This is a genomic window from Mongoliibacter ruber, assembly GCF_003003005.1.
Taxonomy (GTDB): Bacteria; Bacteroidota; Bacteroidia; order Cytophagales; family Cyclobacteriaceae; genus Mongoliibacter; species Mongoliibacter ruber.
Window position 1 is genome coordinate 317,497 of sequence record NZ_PVTR01000004.1, and the last position, 22,209, is coordinate 339,705.

Below are 22,209 nucleotides of genomic sequence, written 5' to 3' on the forward strand. Positions count from 1 at the left end.
GATTTGACTGTTTTTTTGATATCTCTTCTAGTAAGGAAGTCTGTAAATATAAATTTGAATAGACTGAGAAATTGCGGAAATTGAAGAGCCTATTATGATCATTCAACATGTTGGACCTAAGCCTAAATTTTGATTTTGGAAATGATGGATTAAGAGAAAAATCCCTTCAGGAGATTCCTCCTGAATTTGACTTTTCAATAAGTTCAGAGTTTACCCATAGTTCCTTAGCGACAACTAAGGCCTCTATCACCTTATCAGTACAGATCCAACAAACCAATTCCGAGGCCAGACCTGAGCAGTTTAAGTTTGCCGATGAAACCCACACACAGATTATTTATAGTATCTCTGGAGATACGGAACTAGGATTGATTAAAGGAGTCTTTGGTTTGAGATTTAATGCCAAGCATCAAATTATTTTGACAAGCCAACATCCAAAAAACACCTTGCTAAAGGATTGTGTACTAAAAGACCTATCTGCATTTCCAGTCTTGTATGATCGTCAGGATGTAGAAGGCCTACAAGAGGGGCAAGTCATCGGACTCAGTATAGACCGTGGAGCGGAGTTGGGTATGAATTTTTCCTGGTCCAATATCATTTCAAGATCAATTTCTGGCCTATCTGGTTTGGGATTGGATCCGAAAACCATATCCCTTGACATCAAACCCAGTCTTTTTGTTGACCTCAAATATAGCCTCGATGACTCCCTTATCTTAATTGCCAAAAAATCAGAAGGTGAACAGGTAGAATTTGCTGTTACCAAAGCCAATCAAAAACAAGCAAACGTCAATGCAGGAGTTAAAGTCAACTTAAAGCTATCGGAAAATGCAGTTCTTCAGAGACACCTGCATGATACAGGAGATCAGCTTATCGAAACTATACTCGGGACCAAGTTACAACACGTGGAAACATTGCTAAATGAAGCCAATCAGACAAAGGAAACCATAAAAAATCAGGCTTGGTACCCCCTACTCGGAAAACTTACCAAGAATCGCATTGACAATTTAGAAATTCCGGAAATCAGAAAAGAGTTGGACTCAGCCAAGTTAAATATCGTTGCCAAAATTCAAACTGCAATTGGTAAAAATACAGAAATGGCAATCCAATATGAATACAGGAAAACCAAGGCGCAAAATGAGGTGTTACATTTCGATTTGCCCTTAAATAAAATTCAACAATACCATTCATCATTGATAAATTTTAGGCTAAGTGATATTTTATTAGCCTTCAGAGAGGACAAACTTCCGCAAAGCTTATTTCACCAATATTTGAATCAAAAAACGCTTTCTGTAAAAAGGTCCATAGGCTTGGGATTGACACTTTTTGATAAAGTCCTCTTCACCGCATTGGGCAAAAAATCGAAACATAAATCCATCACAGAAAACCTATCAGGCCAACAATCAATCCACTATCAGGTAGGTTCCGGATATAGGGGTAAACTTGGTAATTGGTCTTCCGAGTGGTATTCGGAAATCACTCTTGATATGAATGGTTTTTCAAAAGTCCCTAGATTTCAAGAAGCTGACTTCAGTCAATACCTGAGTCTAAGTTCCGGCAACAACATCAATACAATGGAAGACCTAGAGGTTCTATTGGATACCGGAGTGATTTGGGGTGCTATCCTGCCCGATCAAAGAAATGAATTGGCAAGCTCACTATTTAAAGACCTTAAAGATAAAAACATAGAGGTCCAGGCTACTATCGCTATCCATGGTAAAGGTTATATATCTTTCTTGAACCAAATAACAAGCTTGGCAAGAATGAACACAGGGAGTCTTCAGACAGAATTGGGTAGATGCTTGGCTTTGGCTATTCTATATTTACCCCAATTTGAAGTAAGAAGAGATATAAAAAAAAGGGAGATGGCTTACAAAAGAGCTTTTTTTAATTTTCTCAAAACACCACGAATCAGCAAAAACCAGCTGACTAATATTGTAGCTGAAGATATTCTTAAAATAAACCCTACCAATATTGACTATCAAGCATTCTCAAGAATGGAAACAAAAGATTTACCCAGTTCTTTTTTACATATAATGTCAGACAATAAAAATATTGCTGAAAAATGGAATACTGTTGGTAGCCAATACAGCAATTTTTCAGGAGCAATTTCCTCAAACTCTCAAATCATTGATGTATTTGAAAAAATAGAAAATGACATCCGGCAAATCCCTTCTTCTACCTTACATTGCCGGGCACTAGGGGCACTGTTGAATAATTACGCCAAACGGAATGAGGTGATTGAAAACCATACCACCCGCACAATAGAGATATTTGTCGCAGGAGGAAATACCATTGTTCTGAGTCCTATTGGGGGTCTACATTGATAAAATTTCAAAACTGAGTTATAATTGAAAGAATTTACAAGGATAAGATTTGGCTTTCAGTGACATTCAGGCAAATATGAGCCAGATAAAAAGTAACAGCTATACCGGTACCGAGAACCAAACTCGATTTATTAAAAATCATGATCTCCGTCAACCTGTATTTCATTAAGATCAAGAAATTTTCCATTCATATAAACTCCTTTTCTAATCAATTCACCATTTTCAAAGTACTTCTCATTTAAGCCATCCAGTATGCCATTCTTGTAAGTGGAAACAGACTCCAAATTACCATTCTCATAGTAATCCTTCCTTAGCCCATGCCCCAGCCCATCAATTAAGATTCCTGTTGTTTTTAAGCCACCATTTTCGTAATAAACATTGAGAGTCCCATTTAATTTATCATTTTTATAAAATTCTGTCATCCTCAACTGACCACTCTGGTAATAAGACTCTGCAAGTCCCTCTCTTTTATGTTCTTTAAAATATTGCTTTGCAAATAAAATTCCATTGATGTGGAATTCTTCATATAAACCTTCAAGGTTTCCTAAAATCATTTGAGTTTTTATTTTCAAAATACCTGATTCATAATACATTTCAATTGGGCCATGATATTCACCATTTTGATAATTGCTTTTTTCTCCTAATTTCCCATTTTCATAATAGCCTTCGTAAGGACCATGTTTTTCCCCATTGCGATAATTAACTGATTCATTCAACTGTCCATTTTCATAATAGTATTCATACAAACCCTCCAAATAACCATTTTTGTAAGATCCCTTTTCCTTCAATTGTCCATTTTGATAGAATACTTCAAATCTTCCATCAGGGACCCCTGAGGTAAGGGATACTGCAATTACCCGATTTCCTGAATCATCACTTGATAAAGCCATTCCAGTGATTGCTTTCATATTGACCGAAATGGGGGTTTTATTTTCCTGAAATTCAGCAAATTTTTCAGATAAATCCACAACATATACCTCCTTTTGAGAACAACTCAAGAAGAAAAGAGGCAATAATAGAATTGAAAGGAATACCCTGAATTTCAAATACATAAATAGTTTATTCTATGATTGATAAAATCAACCTAAACATTCTCCAAAAGAAAAAAACCGCTAAAAAGTGACTGAGCATTATTCATGACACCACATCCAAACATTTCGAATTAGTTGAAGGCAACATTTTTATTTGACTTTTGATGTGTTAATATTTTGTCTTTTAAAGGCCACCTCGATTAGTCGGGGCAGGCTATGGAATCTCGCTATGATATTCATCCCACTGTGTGAGGTTTTCCTCATGCCTGTAACAGACAGTCCTGTCTGCTTCAAGCAGGCTCGATTTCTTAGCTATTAAATCAAGAAAAAAAAAGACACAAGGTCAAGGTAATAGACCCACATCTTGGTTTGAAGCAACTTTTTGTAAATGATTTGAAACAATCAACGCAGTTGCTAAAGTTGTGGCATACGAATAAATATTTTTTATAATTCTCAGCAGCTAAGAAGTACCCTATAAAAAACAGATGAAGAAAAGCCTTAGTCCTTTTTTCAGTTAAAATTTGATGTGATTACAATTGTTTTTCAGCGGCCACCTAGATTAGTCGGCGAATCCCAGCTTGTATGGTTTTCGTCATGCCAGTCTGAAGCAGACAGACATGCTCGATTTCATGGCTTAAATCAACTTTTCAAATGTCTGAAAATATTGAAAAGAATTAAAATTTGACAAACACAACATATTATTTACTATTTGTTACGAAAAATAAAATTATACAATCGATTATTTTTTTATGAGTCGAATTAGAAAAATATTAGACAAGTTAATAAAGATCATCAAAGCTGTTAAATGACATATTTGATCCAATTCAGATATGATTAATTCTTACTGGTTTGGAGTGAAAATTTCTCTTTTAAAAGGCTAAAAGTAAATCTCACATTCTTATTCAAATGGAGGCTATAAAATCAGATTGAACCTTATATAATTATATATATAGTTAATATTAATCAAACCCTTAACCCAAAATAATTGAATATGAAAACACTAATTGCCTCAGAATTGGTTGGTCTAGACTTAATTGTCAATAGTGATCCCGTTGCCATCACCTTCTTTATAGGTTATATGGCTATGTTTGCATCCGCTGTATTTTTCTTTTTTGAGAGAAGTTCAGTTGATGGAAAATGGAAAACTTCCTTATTGGTTTCTGGTCTTATTACAGGAATAGCAGCGGTACATTATTACTACATGCGGGATTTCTATATGATCACAGGAACCAGCCCAACAGCCTTCAGATACGTTGATTGGACACTGACAGTACCTTTGATGTGTGTGGAATTTTACTTGCTAACCAAGCCATTTGGCGCAAAAACCCCTACTCTATTCAAATTAATTCTAGCCTCATTGGTCATGTTGATCACGGGCTACATCGGTGAAACATCAGGAATCGACAATAATATTTTCTGGGGAGTCCTCTCTACTTTAGGATATCTTTATATCGTATATGAGGTTTTTGCAGGGGATGTGGCAAAGCTATCAAAAGCTTCCAAAAGTCCGGAATTGCTAAGAGCAATGTTTTTGTTAAAGATCTTCATTACGCTTGGTTGGGCGATTTATCCAATAGGGTACATGGTTCTTCCAGGAAACCTTCTTTCCTCAGTCTTCGATGTCAAAAGCATTGATTTATTCTACAACCTTGCAGATGCAGTAAACAAAATCGGCTTTGGTTTGGTGATTTATTCAGTGGCTGTGGCTGAGACCAAGAAAAACAGGAATGCCAATATTACCGCTTAATTTATCCTCTACAGTACACTTATAGGGCTACTTACAATCAATAAAGGCTACTCGAGAAATCAGGTAGCCTTTATTTTTTTACCCAATTTGGAAACTTATCGGAAGGAGGAAATTCAGCTCTTACTTTACCAATACTACAAACTTGTTCCATTACTCAGATCGAATCATCAACATGAAAAACCTATAATAACCAATCATATACGGTAGTGAATAGATCTCCCAAATATGCAGTGCTAAAATACTCCTACATGCTGTATTGAATCAGATTGAAAGTAATCATTCCTCATAATTTACTCTGTAAATCACATGATTTACCTTTTGAATTGAGCAATTAAAACAAATACTTAATTGTATGCCTTTCACAAAAAATGAATTGGATAAATACGAAGAGCTTTCTAAGTGATAAATAGTAAGAAAAACCGAAACTCATAAAGTGATTAATCAAGGCAGTAATTCTGTATTATTGGATAAATCCATCCCTGGGAGGAAGCGGCAGATTTTTGATCTGCTGAGCCTTTATCAATCTTCTCAGATTGTAGGTTTGATCGGGGAAAACGGTACTGGTAAGTCAACCTTAGTGCAGCATGGTTTGATTCCGGAATTACATCGGGGTTTTTTAGGAATTGGTGGAAAAAACTGGAAAATCTCAACTATTAGGCCTGGGATAAGGCCAATAGAAAATTTATCATCCGGGTTTTCTGGATTCATTGATGAAAATGGAAAAGAGAAATTAGAACAGGAATTTTCTTTGACCAAAGAAATCAAGTTACACCAAGACGGATTGTTACAGGCTTCAAAAAAGCATCTTTCAAAAGGAGATGGACTCAACTACCTCATGGTTATCGATAATTTTGAAGATTTGTTCCAGTTTAGAGAAAGCTATGAAGATGTAGACACCTGGGATCAAAATGTGAACCGGTTTATCCAAAACATAACCAAGTGTGTCTTTAACAGCAATGTTCCAATCTACTTCTTGTTGGTATTGAGGTCAGACTTTGTGACCAATATATTTGCATACAGGAACTTTCACGAACTCATTTCCAAGTCCCAATACAGCCTACCTCAATTTAGGAAAACAGAATTTCAGGAGGTGGTGCACTTCCTTTTGGAGCCACACAGCATTTACATGCTCCTTGATGCCATCGATCTACTCTATATCAAGCTAGGCAGAGATCTGAAGAATCTTCAGTTGTTGAGATTGTTTATAGAACATACGGCTGAACTTTGTATACAAAACAGCACGATATACGCAGACACCACGCTATTGCAGCAGGTAGATTTAAATCAACTCTACCAGGACAGTCTCGAGAAAATTTATGAAGACTGTTCTCCTGATGAGCAAAAGCTTGTAGAGCGAATTTTTAAACAGATTACCATCAACAAAGGAGGCAATAGTTATAGAAGACCTGTAAGAGTGGAAGAACTTCTGCTTGTTTTGGGGATTACCTTGGAAGAGCTGAGCCCCCTATTACAAAAGTTAAAAGAAGATCTGAGTTATGTATTAGAAATTATCCCCCCATATCAGGAACGCTTAGAAACAGTACAGAACCCAATTTTAACCAATGAAACTGTCATCAATATCAAGAATGAACTTTTTATTCCACATTGGCCAAGATTGATACATTGGATTGAGCAAGAAAAATCAGCTCAAGAAACCTACAAGAGACTGAGTGAGTCAGCCATAATGTTTGAAAAAGAATTGACAGGTTATCTAAGACCTCCAGATCTGGACCTGACCTTAAATTGGTATGAATCGCATCAACCAGATGAACACTGGGCCAACCAATTTGAGTACAATTTTCACAAAACAATAGCCTACCTGAAAGATGGAAAAGCCGCCTTTGATGAAGAGCTAAGGCTCAAGGAAGCTTTACAGAAGAAAAAAATCAAAAGGATAAGGAAAACCGGTATTTCAGTGGCGCTGATTTCATTATTGGTAAGTATAGTAATTGGTGTATTTGCTTTTGATGCCAAAAACCAAGAAAAACAAGCTCGAATTGCCCAAGAAAAAGCCGAAAGAGAAAAGAAAAGGGCAAGCTTGGAAAGAGAGAGAAGTGACCTACTTTACTTAGAAGCAGATAGGGCCATGAAAGAGTCAAAAACCAATGAACAATTGGCGTTGCAGGAAAAAGTAAGGGCAGATCAAGAATCCAAAAGAGCAAACGATTTAAGAGATGAAGCTGAGGAACAGCGCATGCAAATCCAAGAAGCATTTCATGCCCTTGACCGGAAAACCGACGAACTTGGTATGACTGTGAATGAGCTGCAAATTTCTGATTCATTAAAAAGTGTCGCCACTAAGGAAGCTGAGAGTGCAAGGGCTTACCAAGTAGCTGTCAATAAGATATTGACCCTAAGGAATAACCTCCAAAAAGAAGATTTATTGACTGAAAATGGATCAGAAATATTGAAGGGTTTATCTTCCATTTATAATGATTACGTCAAGGCAAGTATAGATTTTAAGGGGCTTGTTTTACCAAATGACGACCTATACCAAGTCCTCATGGAGACGAGGGGTCGTCTATTCAAATTGAAATCACATAATTTGGCATCCTATAACCTGGCTTCATTACCCAATGGTCTACGCAACCTAAAGCTTTCCCCAACCAACTATTTAGCCACGGGAGGGGATGATGGCATTTTGTTGTATTCTCTTCAACCTATGAAGTCACTCCCTGTAACTTTCAACAGCTTGAAGATAGAAGGAGATCGAATTCGAAGTCTCGAGTTTTTAAAGAATGCAGAGCTTATGGTAGGCACCGTGAAGGGAAAGTTATACCACTTTAATCTTGTATCGGAAAGATTGACAGAAATAAAGGCGACAGGACTGAATGACAGAATAATTGAAAAAATAATACACCATGATGGCAATCTTTTTCTGCTGCAAGGTGGACAAATACTTAAAATAAGATTAGATCAACCGACAAAAACTGAAGCAGTAACCAATCTTTCGGCAAGTAATATCTTCAAATTCAGAGGGGACAAATTGTTGGTTATATCCAATAAAAGCGAGGTAGTACTGATGGAACAAAAATCACTGCTATGGCAATCCATCAATTCAGATTTGGCCAACAAGCCTATCAGTACAGCGATAATATCCGAAGATCGGGTGTTTTTTGGGATGGATAATGGAGATGTGTATATCAATCAGTTGATTTCAATTGGGAATTTTTCCAGCCTAAAAACAGAAATGGTAATCCCCGCTCACCTTACCCGTATCACGGGACTTGCTTATAATAAGGATAGTCAAAAACTCTTTACAGCCAGTTTAGATCAAAAGGCTAACATTTTTGATTTGAATCTCAGAAAACTGGGGCCTGAATATATTATTAACCATGCACTTAGAATTGAAGGCTTTAATAAATGGATTTGGGACTTTGAATTATTCAATAAAAATCAAGATGAAAATATACTCACTATTGATGAGAATGGAGACTTGAAATTTTGGCAAACCAGTTCGGAAATGCTCTTCAAGGAAATTTTTGAAAATTCGGAAATACTCTACACAGAACTATCTGAGAGATAGCCCAATCATATCATGTATGCTCAAAAATATATCCAATCTTAATAGAACTAAATAATGGACCGAACAGACAGCCTGTTTGATAGGCTACATTCTGATTTTTCTTTACTCCTTGACTCAAGGCAGTATATCTTTCTGATAAGAACAGGAGATCATATTTTTGATGATTTTTTATTCAAGAAAATCAAATCAGATTTACTACACGGGAAAGATTCCCCGAATAGTCAGTCCATTGAATTAAAAAACGATGGTGAAAAAATCAAATGGGTAGAAATTATTCCAGGAGGAGAAGACTTTTTTGAAAATTTGAAAAATCTGGGAGAAAATCAAGAAAACTCCTCTGATGCCAAATTTATCTATGTTCTCCCCAGTTCACTCCTCAATACACTGGTAGACCAACACAAGGAGGCCGATATTTTACCACACTGCATTTTCCTATCAGACAAATTTCACACTTATCGGAGATTCATTTTAGAGCAAACTTTCCTTTTGAAGGAAATAAACAATGGAAAAGAGCAAGTGTCGTCGCTATTTGATGCACCCATCATAAGCAAAGAGTCAAGTATCAGTAAGATGTATTTTTTCTGCTGCAGCTATGGGAAGGAAAATACTTCGATAACCACCCCCCGACTGCAATCAGGTTTATCATCCTTTCATACCTTTTTGGATGAAAAAGGGAGTGATTTTATCAAAAAGTTCGATGGAACAATCAGCTTGGATGCTATAGAATCATTTTTCAGGTCATTTATTTACGTGAGAAAAGATTACTTTTTCCCATTGTCTTTGGAGCTTTCTGATATAATTTCATACACCAACCTACCCATCAATGAAGCAGAAATACTTTTAAGCACTGCTTCTGATGCCGAATTTCAGATTTTAACAAAAACAGAAACACGATACTCCATCAAAATTCCTGAATATTTAAAAGAGTGGAAGGATCTTGTAAGGTGGATTGAACATGAGAAAAGAGCTTACCAACAGTATCAGCGCCTAGAAACCCTGGCAAATGATTATTTTGGGAATTTAGGGACTTTGCTTAGCAAAGAGCAGATTGACCAAGCCCTAATTTGGGAACAAGAAGCTGCCGGCTTTTATGTGTGGGAGAAAAAATACAATCATAACAAAGCACTGACATCAAACTATATCCTATTATCACAAAACCACTTAGAAGAGCAGCTAAAAACCCAGCAAAAAAAACGGGCAAGGCTTTTGAAAAACTCAATAAGGGTAAGTATTGCAGTCAGTATTGCATTTTTACTGTCCTCATTTACCGCATTAATTGCATACCTCGAACGGAATTCTGCCATCAAACAGCAGGAATTGGCACTTTTAGCCAAAGAAGAAGCGGAAGAATCAAGATCAATAGCTGAAATCGAAAGGCTACAAGCCCTAGAAGCACAAAAAAATGAACGCTTGGCCTTAGGCAAGGCTGAAATAGAAAGACTCCTTGCTCTCGAGTCAAAGGCCCAGGCGGACATCCAAAGATCAAATGCCATTGTCGCATTGGATATGGCCAAAGTATCCGAAAAACAAGCTTCAATAGCTAGAGAGGTTGCCGAAAAGAATGAAGTTATAGCCAATGAGGCAACCCGAAATGCAGAAGTTAATTTTGAAAAAAGTGAAAAATTAAGAAACCAGCAGGAAGCCCGTGCTACTGCTTTGGAAGCTTTGGGTCACTTTGACAACAAAAATATAGCATTAGGCTTTTCCTTGGCCCAAGAGGCTTTTTACAAAAATTACAATAATGATGGCTTTCCCTTACAAGCGGAAATATTTAAAGCCTTACTCTATGGCAAAATTCTAGACAAAAGTGAAGAGTTAAATGTCCTCTTGGAATTCCCGGGAAAGCATGTATCCTTATCACCCTCTCAGGATGAAATCGCTGTATACACTATCAATGGCCGGATCAGTATTTTTGAGAAAAGTTCATCAGGTTTTTCTTTCAAACACCATATTCCTATTGACGGGTATGTCAAAACAATGGGGTATTTGGGGGATGAACGTCTCATCTATTTAACCCTAGAGGGGCAAATTTTTGAGACAAATCCCAAAAACCTAAAAACAAGCAGAATTTCGGGGACCACTTACTCCTCAATGCTTAGAATCTCAGGCGGAACAAATTTATGGCTCGCTACAAAAGCTCAAGGCGGTACTGATATTTTTAGTACAATTGATGAGGTATCCACTATTTTGGGGGAAACGAGCCAAAATCCCAATCAGGCCATCTTAGTAAACAACACACAATTCATCTGGGCGGCAGACAATAAATTATATCAGTCCCGAAGCCCACAGGAGAAGTGGGAGTATTTTTTTAGCGCCAATAGTCCAATAAAAAGTATGGCATGGTCCAAGACTCATGATTGCTTGGTGATTGGATTGGAAAATGGACAAATCCAAACCTTAAACCCATTCAACGTGGCAGCCAGGAATGAGGAATTCTCTATTCATGCTTCCAGAATCAGTCATCTGGAAATCATACCCTACGATTTTGGTACTGAGTTGATGATCAGCACAGGGTATGATGGCAGCATCAACCTTTTTATACTAGATCAAACCAAACCCATAGCAAGCAGCGTGTCTTCCAGAATCAGCCTTACAGCTCATAGAAGTTGGATCAGGGAGTTTATCATGGATAGGAAAAATAGTGTAGCCTATTCTATAGGTAATGACAGAATGCTAAAAATCTGGCCTTTAGCATTGGAAGAATTACTTCGATCCGATCAACAATAATCAAAATTGCTCTAAAATGAAGAAGATATTCATCATCATACCAATTATTTCCTGCCTTGGTTTAACAGTAGCGTTTGCGCAAAATCCAATTTGTGATAGCAATAATTTAGAACGGAGTAAAGACCGATACGAAATTGGAGATTTTGCTTCAGTGCGAAGAAATCTGGAAGTCTGCATCAAAACAAGGGGATTTGAAAACCTCGATGAATTAAACAAAGCCAGAGAACTCTTGGCGCTGACGGAGATAGCTGAAGACAGGTTAGAAGAAGCGCAATTGCTGATTGAAGACGTAGTAAAAAGTAACAATAAATTTGTATCCAGCTACAGAAACATTGTATTCAACCTAATTTTCGAACAAGCCAAACGGGATAATATCGGAGTAAGTGTTACATCTGTTTCCAAGAAAGCAGAAGACTTAAATAAAGCTCCCGCAACGGTCAAAACCATTACGAGAGAGGAAATCCTAGATAGGGGTTACTTAGATCTGGTTGAAATTTTGACCGACATGCCTGGTTTTGATATCAGTAAAATATTCGCTGTGACCTATGCCAATATATTCCAAATGGGTTTTAGGCAGGAAAACACAGAGCGTACTCTTTTCATGGTCGATGGTGTGGAAGAAAATGACCTTTGGCTTAACTGGGCATACATCTCAAGGCAATATCCCCTATCCAATATAAAGGCGGTGGAAATTCTATATGGACCATCGTCCACCATGTATGGCCCTAGGGCATTCGTGGGCGCAATCAATGTGATCACCCTGTCTCCAAAAGAACTTCCCAAAGAGAGTATGGAAAGCACAAAAAACCCTCAAAAAAACATCTATTTAAATGGGAATACCCAGGTAGGCAATTTAAATACACAATCAGCAGACCTTACTTTAGGAATCAGAGGAAAATCTACTGCTTTTCAGATGACAGGCAGGTATTATCGCTCAGATGAACACGATTTATCCAATACTGAATTTTATAATTACTCCCCACAGGACATAGATCATTTTACATATGGGCACATGAATTTACAAGGGAGTATAGGTCCATTTTCACTCAACCAATACATGGGGCAATTCAACTTACCCATGAATCATCCCTATTATAATGTAAATTCCAATTCGGCAGGCGACATTGAAAACATCACTTTGACTCCTGAAGGTGTAAGTAGGGCGAGAGAATTAGACAGATTGGCTTACACAGGCATGGCCAATGGGCATCCGGTAGGGTACTCGAATCATACCGAGGATTATTTTATCGGAGCAAAACTGACTGTAGAAAACTTCCTTTTTGGAATCAGACATTGGAAAAGAACTGAAGGCTTTAATTTTTACCAAGATATAGATGTGGCAGGCTCAAAAAACGGATCAGTTTGGTCTCCCGAAAACACCACCATCTATGCTCAGTATGACAAGGACATTACAGAGAGAATCACTATTTCCAACTTATCCAATTTTGCCCTTCATAGACTGGGAAGGGAATCGAATAGGGTCAACTTTATTTCCTTTGGAGACCCTGCCGCAAACTTACACTTAGCACATCTGCTCAATCCTGAGGCGCTGATTCCAAGTGTCAATAGCATGAAAATGAGCCAAAACCTATTTGGCACAGAGTCCTTGGACATGAACGAAAGTTCTTTGATGAGAAATGGATGGAGAAACAGGTACTATTTTTATGAAGCACAGCAGTTCAGAAACGAATTTCGCTTTTTCTATGAGAGTCCTAGATTGAAAATCTCCAATGGATTGGACTTTAGGAATACTTTAACTCAGGGAGACTATTTGATCTACATGGATTTTAATACCGACCATGAAAACCCAAAAAGTTATAAAAACAAGCAGTCTGAAGTTTCCCTTGCACGGGAAAAGGGTATTGTGCAGAATCAGTTGGAAGGTAGTAATATGTTTTCCATCATAGATATTGGCGTGTTCAATCAAGTAACTGTAACTTTAAACGAGAACTTTTTGATCAGTGGAGGAAACAGGATTGATTACAACCAAATCAGAAGGTCTGGAGGGTATGGCTTTGCTTTCAGTCCAAGATTATCCGCTATCTACAACTCCAAGTACACTACTCTCAAGTTGAACTACTCAAGAGGACTACAAAATGTATCCCAGTGGACAAAATTTTCCACGGGAGGTGGTAGAGTTCCAAACCCAACTTTAGAAACCGAAACTATCAATTTTGTGAATTTGGAATACTTGGGTAGGATAGGAAATGGCAACCTGGGCTGGGAATTGAATGGTTTTGCTTATCAAATTGACGATGCTGTAGCTTCAGGAAGGCTGGACGGTATCCAGAAAAATTACAATGCCGGGAAATACCGAAATTTAGGACTTATGTCGGGATTTAATTTTTCTTCCAACTCCAAAAACTGGAGGATATTTGTCAACCATACCTACAACAGACCCGAACAGATCAGTTCAACCCTTTTTGAATTAAATGAGCCATTGAGGTTGGGAGATATAGCCAGTCATCGAGTCAACTTTTCTGTGACGCGAAAAAACAAAATAGGACAATTGCATAACGTAATCAACCTGAGAGCCAATTATGTAAGTGAAAGACCCATAGGTGAAGGCACAACCCAAAGCGACAACATTGGAGTCAATGGAACAGGAGAGATTCCAGCCTATTTATTAGTAAACTCAAATATTGGATTTAAGGTGGAAAGCTTCCCCTATTTACGCATAGACTTGAGGATTGAGAACTTACTCAACAACAATATATTGGATCGCTTAAACCAAGAGTACTTTCATCCTGGTACAAGAGCAGCTAGAGGCCGGTTCAATATGCCAGGTGATACTCCTGGACGTAGATTCAATGACGACAACGTACCCTATGTTCCTCAGAGACCCAGATTTTTTATGGTACGATTGACCTATACCTTATAAATTCATCCCTCAATGAAGCCTAAAAACAATCTTGCGACATTGTGGTGGATGGTATTTTTATCCCTCGCATTAGGAGTCTTCATCTCCTATTTTTTTGTATTTGTAAACGCCCTGTTCATAAGTGAAATCGGTACTTCGCAATTGCCGCTGGCATACATTTTCTCAGGCCTGGGAGGTACTATCATTACCTGGCTTTTCAACTCATCCGAAAAAAAAATAGGCTTTGCCAAATCAGCCACTATTTTTTGTCTTTTTTTTGCGTTGGTCATGTTTGTCCTTTGGTATTTCTATGTCAACGGCATCGGTGTCTATTATTTGATTTTCTTTGCATATGCTTGGTTTTGGGTATCAATAAACTTTACATCGCTTGTATTTTGGAAGCTACCTAGTAATATCTTCGACTTAAGCGAAAACAAAAAATATAATGGTGTCATCAGTTCAGGGGAGGTTATTTCAGCCATTGTCGCTTATCTTTCTGTCCCTGCACTTTTAAGTTTGGAATCATTTTCAAGGGACAAATTATTACTGATTTCCTTCTTCGGGATTTTGAGCTTTTCCTTTATAAGTTTTATCCTAGGCAGTAAAATAAAACCCCAAGCCAAAAACAAACCCAATGAAAAGCAGATTTACAAGCGAGCTTCCCCCAGTGTAATTTATAAAGAGAAGTATTTTCAATTGATATTTTTGTCTGTCTTTTTAGGAGTAATTATACAGCTATTGATTGACTTCAGTCTGATGGAGGTGTCTGCCCATCAGATGTCAGATGCTGAAGAACTGGCGAAATTCTTTGCATTTCTATTTGGTGGCATGCGCTTGCTGGAATTGATCTTAAAATCCTTCCTTTCCAAATTTCTACTAAAAGAGTACGGTGTATTCATTAGTCTTTCCACCTTAATCTTTGCTTTGGCCTTTATCGTAGTGGTCGGTCTTTCTTCCTTATTTATCGGTTATACTGGCTTGATTTTAATAGTGGCAGCTTTGAGTAAACTTTTCGAACGTTCACTATACCGCTCTATTTATGCCCCCACTATCAATGTCCTGTATCAGGCATATCCTATTACCAAGCGTGCATTGACGCAAAATTATGCAGATGGCTTTGGTAAAACAGTGGGGCAACTTGTGGCAGCGGTTTTGATTTTCAGTATAGCTAAAATCAGTGGCTTCGAATCCAAGGTTTTCATGCTTTTGCTAAGCATTCTTTTGATTTTAGTGTTGTGGCAGATTGTTTCTAAGAAATTGATTTTCCATTACAAAATAGAATTATCCAATATCCTCCTTTCGCTTCAAGATTACCATGTCCCTGAAAAAAGAAAAGGCCTTGGGCCTTCGCAAGGGTCATCATCCAATGATAAAAGTGAAGAAAACCATGGAGATATATTGCTACAAAAACAAAAAATGAGTTTACCACAACTGCAGGTGGTCATCGAAGATCTACTAAAAATTGAGGACAGAATCAAAATTGCGAGTAGCAAAAAAGACTATGAATTAGTGGATACCAAAAAATCAGACATTGATACAAGGGCACTTTTGCAATCTCTCATAGAAACAGTGGAGCAATATCCCAAAAACGACCTTTTGAGACTCGATAGTGAGGTTCAAAGCATGGTGACCAATAAAGAAACAGGAAGTCCATTGCTCATTCTTATCTCTATTTTGATTCAAGTTCAATTGCTTAAAATCACACCAAACTTCAATTTTTTTAATTTTCACAAAAAACTGTTGGCTAAGGACTTCTTGTTAAGTGCTTTAATACAGAATATGGCATTGGAAAAGTATACAGAATTAAAAGAGCAAGATTACTTTTTCCTTTTGGAAGAAAGGGTAATGAAATATACCTACTTACAGGCTTGCATTGAAGACTTGTCAGGCAATTCCCCATTTCTTCAAAAACTCCTTATTTCAGAATCAAACACAACCAAAAACGATTTATTGATAGTACTTTCTTTCAGATATGATCAAAAAAGTCTGAACCGAATTGCCCGGCTACTCAGTCAGGAAGATAAATCTCAGAAGCTGATTGCACTGGAGCTTTTAGAGCTTCAACTCAAAGAACAAGAGAAAAAATGGGTACTCCCGATATTCCGAGATGAAAAACCAGAATATATTCTCAGAAAACTGGAATCTGAATTTCCTCAGGCTTTAATAGGGGCAGAAAAAAGACTTCTTTCTATATTGGCCAATAATGAAGTGGAAATCCCATCCATTATCAAAGGACAAGCCCTAATGGAACTGTTGAAAAAATACCCGACGAACAACTATGGTTCCTTTACTCATTCCTTTTTGACTAGCCCAAAGCTCTTTTTAAAAAAGGTCTCAGCATCTTTGAATGGGCATCAAAACAGTCTGCCTGACGCTGATAAGCATTTTTACCTGACATACCTTGGCATTGCCATGGATGACTTCTTGGAGGCTGATTCGGGTTCCGGCATCCATCACTTTTTTTGGGGATGTGATACTTCCGAAGCAAAAACCAACAAATCCTACATGCTCATCCACTCCCTCTATTCTGATTTGTACGGGAAAGTATTCCCACTGGAAAACGTCTAATACTCAGGGTGCGCCTTCATTTGATGTCAATGAAAATTTCTTGAATAAAAAGACCAGCAACAGCCTCAACACATACAAAAGTATCAGTGAGGAAAACCAGTAAACGATCGAAAGTTGGATTAAAAATATCTCTTCAATTTGGGAAATAGCCAAAGAACTCGATCTTAGGTCAGATAAGAACAGCACCAACATAACTATCCATACAGATAGGTAAGCAAAAAACACAAACAAGAGCACCTCTTTTGTTAATCTCTTCATACCTTTTTAAGGTTTGTTTATTTTGATAAATCCACCGAATTTTTGAAGAAAATAGCTACATAGAGCCCCCAAAATAAATATGATAACGAGTCTCCAATTGCCCCCTTCAAAAAGCCCATAATAGGAAAGAATGGGTATGAAGAGTACCATGCACACCGTCAAGAAAATAATCCTGTACAGCTGTTTGGCCAACAAAGTATCTCTGAATCTCCAATCTGAAAAAGCCATAGTCAGGGCAAAAAACAAGAAAATTGTCAAAACCGAAAAAGTCACAAAAAACAGGTAATTGTACTTTTGTAGGAATGCCGCAAGCTTCAATGGGTAGCCATCAATTTCTGCAATGGGATCCTTTATAAAAACCACATCACTTGTGAACTTTTCCTCCACCACGTTCCATATTTCATTCATTCCAAGATCATATCCCAGTGCCCACAGGCCTATCCCCTTAAAGTCTCTATATAATGCAAGATCCATTTTTTTTGAAAGTGTGAATGCATCATCATACCAGCATTCAATAGAGGTGTTATCCGCAAATTCCAAGAAGAAGTAATTGGTCATTGTTGTTTCATCAAGTGTGGGAATCATCACAAAACTGGTATCCTTGGATTGATAGATCCTGCTTACCTCTGATAAGGTGATTTTCTTCTCAAAATTCGTCTCGTAATATCCCTCATTGCTTTCCCATGTTCCCGACCACTGCAAACCAAATAAGGGTAAAGCCAAAATGGATTTTTTGGCGTTAAGCCCCTTTTCAAGGTACTGATTAATGGTTTTTTCCAAGCTGTATCCATTTGCAATATCTGTCCTCAATGGAGAAACAACAGGTGTAAGACCATCTATTTCATGGTAATCGATTCCTTTGACTACAAAAAGGTCAACAAATTCGTCGAGTTGCCGAAGGCTTGTTGAAAAATCACTTGGAACCGCAGGAACAGCCAGCGCAAGATTCATTTTCTTTGTAACAAACCTGAAATCCAGGTTATCTTTCATATATATGGCAAAATCCAAGAATTTTTGAGACTGGTCTTTTGTGATTTCGGAAAACTCAAGCTCTATGCCGTCCGCATCTCTTTCCTGCAAAAGCACTGTAACGGAGTCCAATAATACATTCCATAGTGATTCATTTTTCAAAAATTGTGATTGATTCTCTTCACCTTCAAGCGAAAGGTTTAACAATACTTTGGTATTGGTGTTTTTGGCAGAGTCCAGTAAATCAGTACTCCGCCATTGTGATATTTGCGTGGGGTTAAGGTAACTCCCGGATGCTGGGTCTATTTTGTACGTAAAAAATGAAATTGTTGAAATCAAGTTGAAATTGTAACTTTTCCAGACATCTCCCATCCAATAAGGGTACCAAACGTACAGCTCCTTATCTTCATTCAATTTCCGATTACTTACAGACCTCTTTTTATAAAGATCTTGAATTGAATCATATTCCAAGGCATTGAGATATCTATTGGTGGGAGCCCCATTGAGTGCATCATAGAGAAATGCATACTCGTTGATGAAATTCTTTTGACTCATGGGGGTCAATTGAGTAAGGGTAGTATCCATACCCTCTGAGGACTGCCCAATCCCTAAGGCAGTCACCAAACCTGAGGTACTTCTCTGTAAAAACCGCATCTCAGATGAAACCCTCCTAGAACTAGACTTCAATTGCGCATACTCTCTTTTGCATGCAATTAGGGGCGTAAGAATTAAAATAATCAGGTATATTGACTTTATTCTTCTTGTCATCATATTAGGTTAATTAATACATATTCTTCAGATTCCTCCACGACAACTTCTTCCACTACGATGAATTCTTTTACATGCAGCAAGACAATTTTGACCCCAAGACTTTGATTGTAAAGCATGGACCGATTGCTTGCTTTGAATTCGAGAAAATATGGAGTTCTAGCCTCTTGAAGCCGAAAAAACGAGTAGTTTTTTTTACTGTTAAGACCTATTGTCCTTGGACCTTCTTTTGTTAATCGGCTATTATGCCAGAAGTTCTGCGAGTAGGAATCAGAAAAAAACAAATCCAAATCTGAAAAATCAAATTCTTGCAGGTAGGTGAAAGACTGCTTTTTGAGCTCTTTGATGGCAAAATCTTCCAAAGGGTCTTCCCTGTAGGTCACCTGCCTATGAAAGGTTAGGTTTTCCTTTTCTTCTAAGGGATATAGGTAAAAAGCAAAGCCAAGAATTTTCTGCTCTTCATCAAATTCCAATAGTTTTTGAAACGTATTGCTTTCTTTTATATTTTTTCTGTGACTCAAAACCAACTCTTCATCGAGTACAGTCTTGAATAGTGTATCCTGAATGGTTCTGGCCTGTTCTTGACTAGATGTAATGGTCTTCTTTATTTGTTGAAATGATATCTTTTCTTTCGCACCAATTACATGAGCTTCTAAGTCCCCTTCCATCCGGAAAAAACCAAAGTTCCTGAGGATAACTTCGACTTTCCCGTCCTCAGAAGCCAAGAAGTCAAATGTAAAACCTTCCTTTTTATTCAAAGTGATGCTTTGCCTAATCCTGACTTCATTAAACAACACCTCAACCTGGGCACCTAAACCCTTTCCTTTGGTCAGCAAAAACTCCAAGAAAAAGTGATCTCCCTTTTTCAAATCAAAACTCAGGTTCTCTACTTTGTCTTTGGGAAGCACATCAATGCGCTTGGACATGCGTTGTTGACTTTCTGGCGCCGGGATGTTATACTCCAAAAAGTAATAAAGGAATTTTCTAGGAATGACTACTTGCTTATTTTGACTCAAAGATTCAAAAATACTGTCTTTAAAATGGTCTTGAAATTGTAGAAATTGGGCTAAAACCTTGGAATTCAGATCCAGTTGATCGGCGATAAAGTATGCGAAATCACTCTCATTATCAAACACTTTAACATCTGATTGTGATAGGTCGACATTTTCGGGAATTCGATTAGCTCCCTTGTCCTCCTGAGCCCAAAGGCAAAAAGAAAACAAACAAAAGCCTATAAGAAGCCAAAGTGATATTTGATGAGAAATTATCAATTATTTAAATGTTTGTTTAACTCTTGGCTAAGGTCCTTATATAATTCTTTCACCATTTTTTCTTTTTCAGAAGCGTGTTCCCTTTTAATGAGTTTTAGTTCCTGGGCCCTGTTGGCGTAACCATTCATTAATTCTTTTTCATTTTGGTACAGGTTTTTGATGTAGTCAAACCTGAAATTATTTTCATCAATAGCTAAAAGTTCATCATAGGGGCCTTTTGGAGTGAAGAGTTTTGTAAAAACAGGTGCAACTTCTACAAATAAAATTACAAGTGTTATTGCCCATGGAGCAAAGCTTTTCAAACTGTGCAAAGCCTGCAGTCGGGCAAGAAGACCAAAAGAAAAGTTGGCCCTTAAGATGTCCCTTTCTTCTTTGGCATCAAGAGTAACTGCTTCTTTTTCCAGTTCAAGATCCGCCAAAAAATCATAGATCATGCGCTCTTTCCCTTGATATTCAACTAAAAAATCTTCATATTTTTTTCTTTTCCTCTGACATTCCACACCACTCCCGAATTTTCCAGTACCGCAGGTTCCGTCACATTCACATTTATAGTCTTGGTAATATTGTTCCTTCAGGTCGAAATAGCCCCTCAATTCTTCCGAAAATTGCTTCTTGCCGCTGTCAATTATAGCAAGTTTGTCCAGGTGTTTTTTTTCACTGATCTCTAGGCGAAGCATCATTTGCTCTTGAAGACTTTGGTCGATTTCAGACTTGAAAATCTGTAATTCCAAGGGTTTTGAAATCACTATAGCTATAGCAATAGAAAGAAAAAGTCTCGGACTTACCTGGAGTAGTTCCTGCAGGAAATCACCCCGCTTCCTTAAAGTAGCGATTATAAACCTATCTAAATTAAATATGATCAAGCCCCAAAAAACGGACAAAAATAAAATAACAAAAATAGAGGTGAAGATCAGGCTAAAAGCAAAATAGGAAGAGATTACCGCCAAAAGAGCAGTAAACAAAACAGATGCTCCAATGCTGATGTGCTTTGTTTTCTCATACTCCGGGCACTTATCCAACACTTTTCTACTTACTCCCGAGCACAATAACAAGAAAGTCGAAATCCTCATGTTTTCTTTCACTTTTTAAATTTCAATCCCAGCTTATGAAGCCATGTTTTATTCAATTTTTCATGTGCTATACTCCGGTTTTTTATGCTACTAGCTTCTTTTTTTTCATCCAAACCAATTACTTGGTCTGATAGTATTTCATCATCTGAAATGGGTATTACCTCCATCCTTTTGTCAATCAATAAACTGTCTTGTTGAGCAGAGAATTGAAACACCTTGTGATGCATCAAAATGATATCTTGAAAGCCAATATTCTCCAATTGCCCCATACCCTCTTCCGACAACTTAAATTCGCCTTTGCAAACCCACTCTACCTTGATCAAATCTCCTTTATAGACAGCATACCTGTGATCATCTGGTTTTACCGGATCTATTTCGATAAATGTGTCAAGGTCTCTGTTGTAAACCAGAAGAGAAAGTCTCAAAATGTCTTCTTCTAAGTACTTAATAAAAATAGATAATGTCCTTTTATATTTTGCGTTTTTGCAACTAATTGTAAATAAGGTATCCTCTTCTATAGGTAATGAGATACTACCTTCGCTGTCAAGCACCATTGCCCCTGGATTTAAGACGACCAAATCTGCGTTTTCTATTTCCCAAGAAAGTTGAACAGGTTGATTTTTAGACACAAAATAATTGTCCGCCTTAAACTGAATTTTAATGTTTTGTGAAGAAGTCTTGACCTTCTGACTTATGCCCATCACTTTTTCAAACTCCTTGTGTTTTTGAAAAACCAAAGCCATGACGTCTTTCTCTATGCCATGAAGTTTATTACTGATCAGCACTTTATTGTCTAACAGCGCGAATAATTCCATATCCTCAATCATGAATCCCCCTTCCAAAAAACCTATACTGGCTCCAGATTGAACAAGCCTGTGCATTAAACTGCCCATTTCAAGAGGTTTGAACCCTTGAGGAATCACTACAATTATTTCAAAAAATTTACCCGCCATCTGTCCTTTCAACAATGCATTTCCCAATTCATAAAACAACGGGGCTTCGATAAGCAATTGTGCCTGATAATTAACCCTTTTCAAGTGATTTTTGATATCAACTTCTGTCAACTCTACTACATGAACGTAATCAAACATAT

At 37.5% G+C, this 22,209-nt stretch carries 12 protein-coding genes; 6 read left to right on the forward strand and 6 right to left on the reverse strand.

The features are described from left to right. The first annotated feature begins 107 nt into the window (after window positions 1–107). On the forward strand, window positions 108–2,321 hold the full coding sequence (locus tag CLW00_RS08800) for a hypothetical protein (protein ID WP_106133305.1): 2,214 nt from the start codon (window positions 108–110) through the stop codon (window positions 2,319–2,321). A 131-nt stretch (window positions 2,322–2,452) separates the two neighbouring features. On the opposite strand, the gene CLW00_RS08805 is transcribed toward CLW00_RS08800, so the two are convergent. Beyond that, a complete protein-coding gene (locus tag CLW00_RS08805; RefSeq protein ID WP_106133306.1) occupies window positions 2,453–3,373 on the reverse strand; it encodes a toxin-antitoxin system YwqK family antitoxin in 921 nt (306 codons plus the stop codon). 970 nt (window positions 3,374–4,343) lie between these two features. On the opposite strand from CLW00_RS08805, the gene CLW00_RS08810 reads away from it, so the two are divergent. From CLW00_RS08810 to CLW00_RS08830, 5 genes are all read left to right on the forward strand, one after another. Beyond that, the gene (locus tag CLW00_RS08810; RefSeq protein ID WP_106133307.1) at window positions 4,344–5,099 is read left to right on the forward strand and encodes a bacteriorhodopsin; all 756 of its coding nucleotides are present in this window, start codon (window positions 4,344–4,346) and stop codon (window positions 5,097–5,099) included. A 433-nt stretch (window positions 5,100–5,532) separates the two neighbouring features. Then, the gene (locus tag CLW00_RS08815) at window positions 5,533–8,625 is read left to right on the forward strand and encodes an ATP-binding cassette domain-containing protein (protein WP_146131386.1); all 3,093 of its coding nucleotides are present in this window, start codon (window positions 5,533–5,535) and stop codon (window positions 8,623–8,625) included. Window positions 8,626–8,679: 54 nt separating this feature from the next. Further along, window positions 8,680–11,352, forward strand: a complete 2,673-nt coding sequence (locus tag CLW00_RS08820) for a hypothetical protein (RefSeq protein ID WP_106133309.1) — start codon at window positions 8,680–8,682, stop codon at window positions 11,350–11,352. Between the two features lie 16 nt (window positions 11,353–11,368). Beyond that, entirely contained in the window at window positions 11,369–14,233 is a 2,865-nt protein-coding gene (locus tag CLW00_RS08825) for a TonB-dependent receptor plug domain-containing protein (RefSeq protein ID WP_106133310.1), read from the forward strand. 12 nt (window positions 14,234–14,245) lie between these two features. Continuing rightward, a complete protein-coding gene (locus CLW00_RS08830) occupies window positions 14,246–16,780 on the forward strand; it encodes a hypothetical protein (RefSeq protein WP_106133311.1) in 2,535 nt (844 codons plus the stop codon). A 3-nt stretch (window positions 16,781–16,783) separates the two neighbouring features. On the opposite strand, the gene CLW00_RS08835 is transcribed toward CLW00_RS08830, so the two are convergent. The 5 genes from CLW00_RS08835 to CLW00_RS08855 all read right to left on the reverse strand — a co-directional run bounded on the left by CLW00_RS08835 (window position 16,784) and on the right by CLW00_RS08855 (window position 22,207). After that, on the reverse strand, window positions 16,784–17,038 hold the full coding sequence (locus CLW00_RS08835; protein WP_106133312.1) for a hypothetical protein: 255 nt from the start codon (window positions 17,036–17,038) through the stop codon (window positions 16,784–16,786). A 6-nt stretch (window positions 17,039–17,044) separates the two neighbouring features. Beyond that, the gene (locus CLW00_RS08840; protein ID WP_106133313.1) at window positions 17,045–18,778 is read right to left on the reverse strand and encodes a glycoside hydrolase family 18 protein; all 1,734 of its coding nucleotides are present in this window, start codon (window positions 18,776–18,778) and stop codon (window positions 17,045–17,047) included. Further along, window positions 18,775–19,911 carry a hypothetical protein gene (locus CLW00_RS08845; RefSeq protein WP_146131387.1) on the reverse strand — a complete coding sequence of 379 codons (1,137 nt, stop codon included), beginning with the start codon at window positions 19,909–19,911 and terminating at the stop codon, window positions 18,775–18,777. Before CLW00_RS08845 ends, CLW00_RS08840 begins: the two co-directional genes overlap by 4 nt. A gap of 131 nt (window positions 19,912–20,042) precedes the next feature. Continuing rightward, complete coding sequence (locus CLW00_RS08850; protein WP_146131388.1) at window positions 20,043–21,116, reverse strand: DUF4407 domain-containing protein; 1,074 nt, start codon at window positions 21,114–21,116, stop codon at window positions 20,043–20,045. An 8-nt stretch (window positions 21,117–21,124) separates the two neighbouring features. Continuing rightward, window positions 21,125–22,207, reverse strand: coding sequence for a hypothetical protein (locus tag CLW00_RS08855; RefSeq protein ID WP_106133316.1), 1,083 nt, complete (start codon window positions 22,205–22,207; stop codon window positions 21,125–21,127). Window positions 22,208–22,209 lie beyond the last annotated feature (2 nt).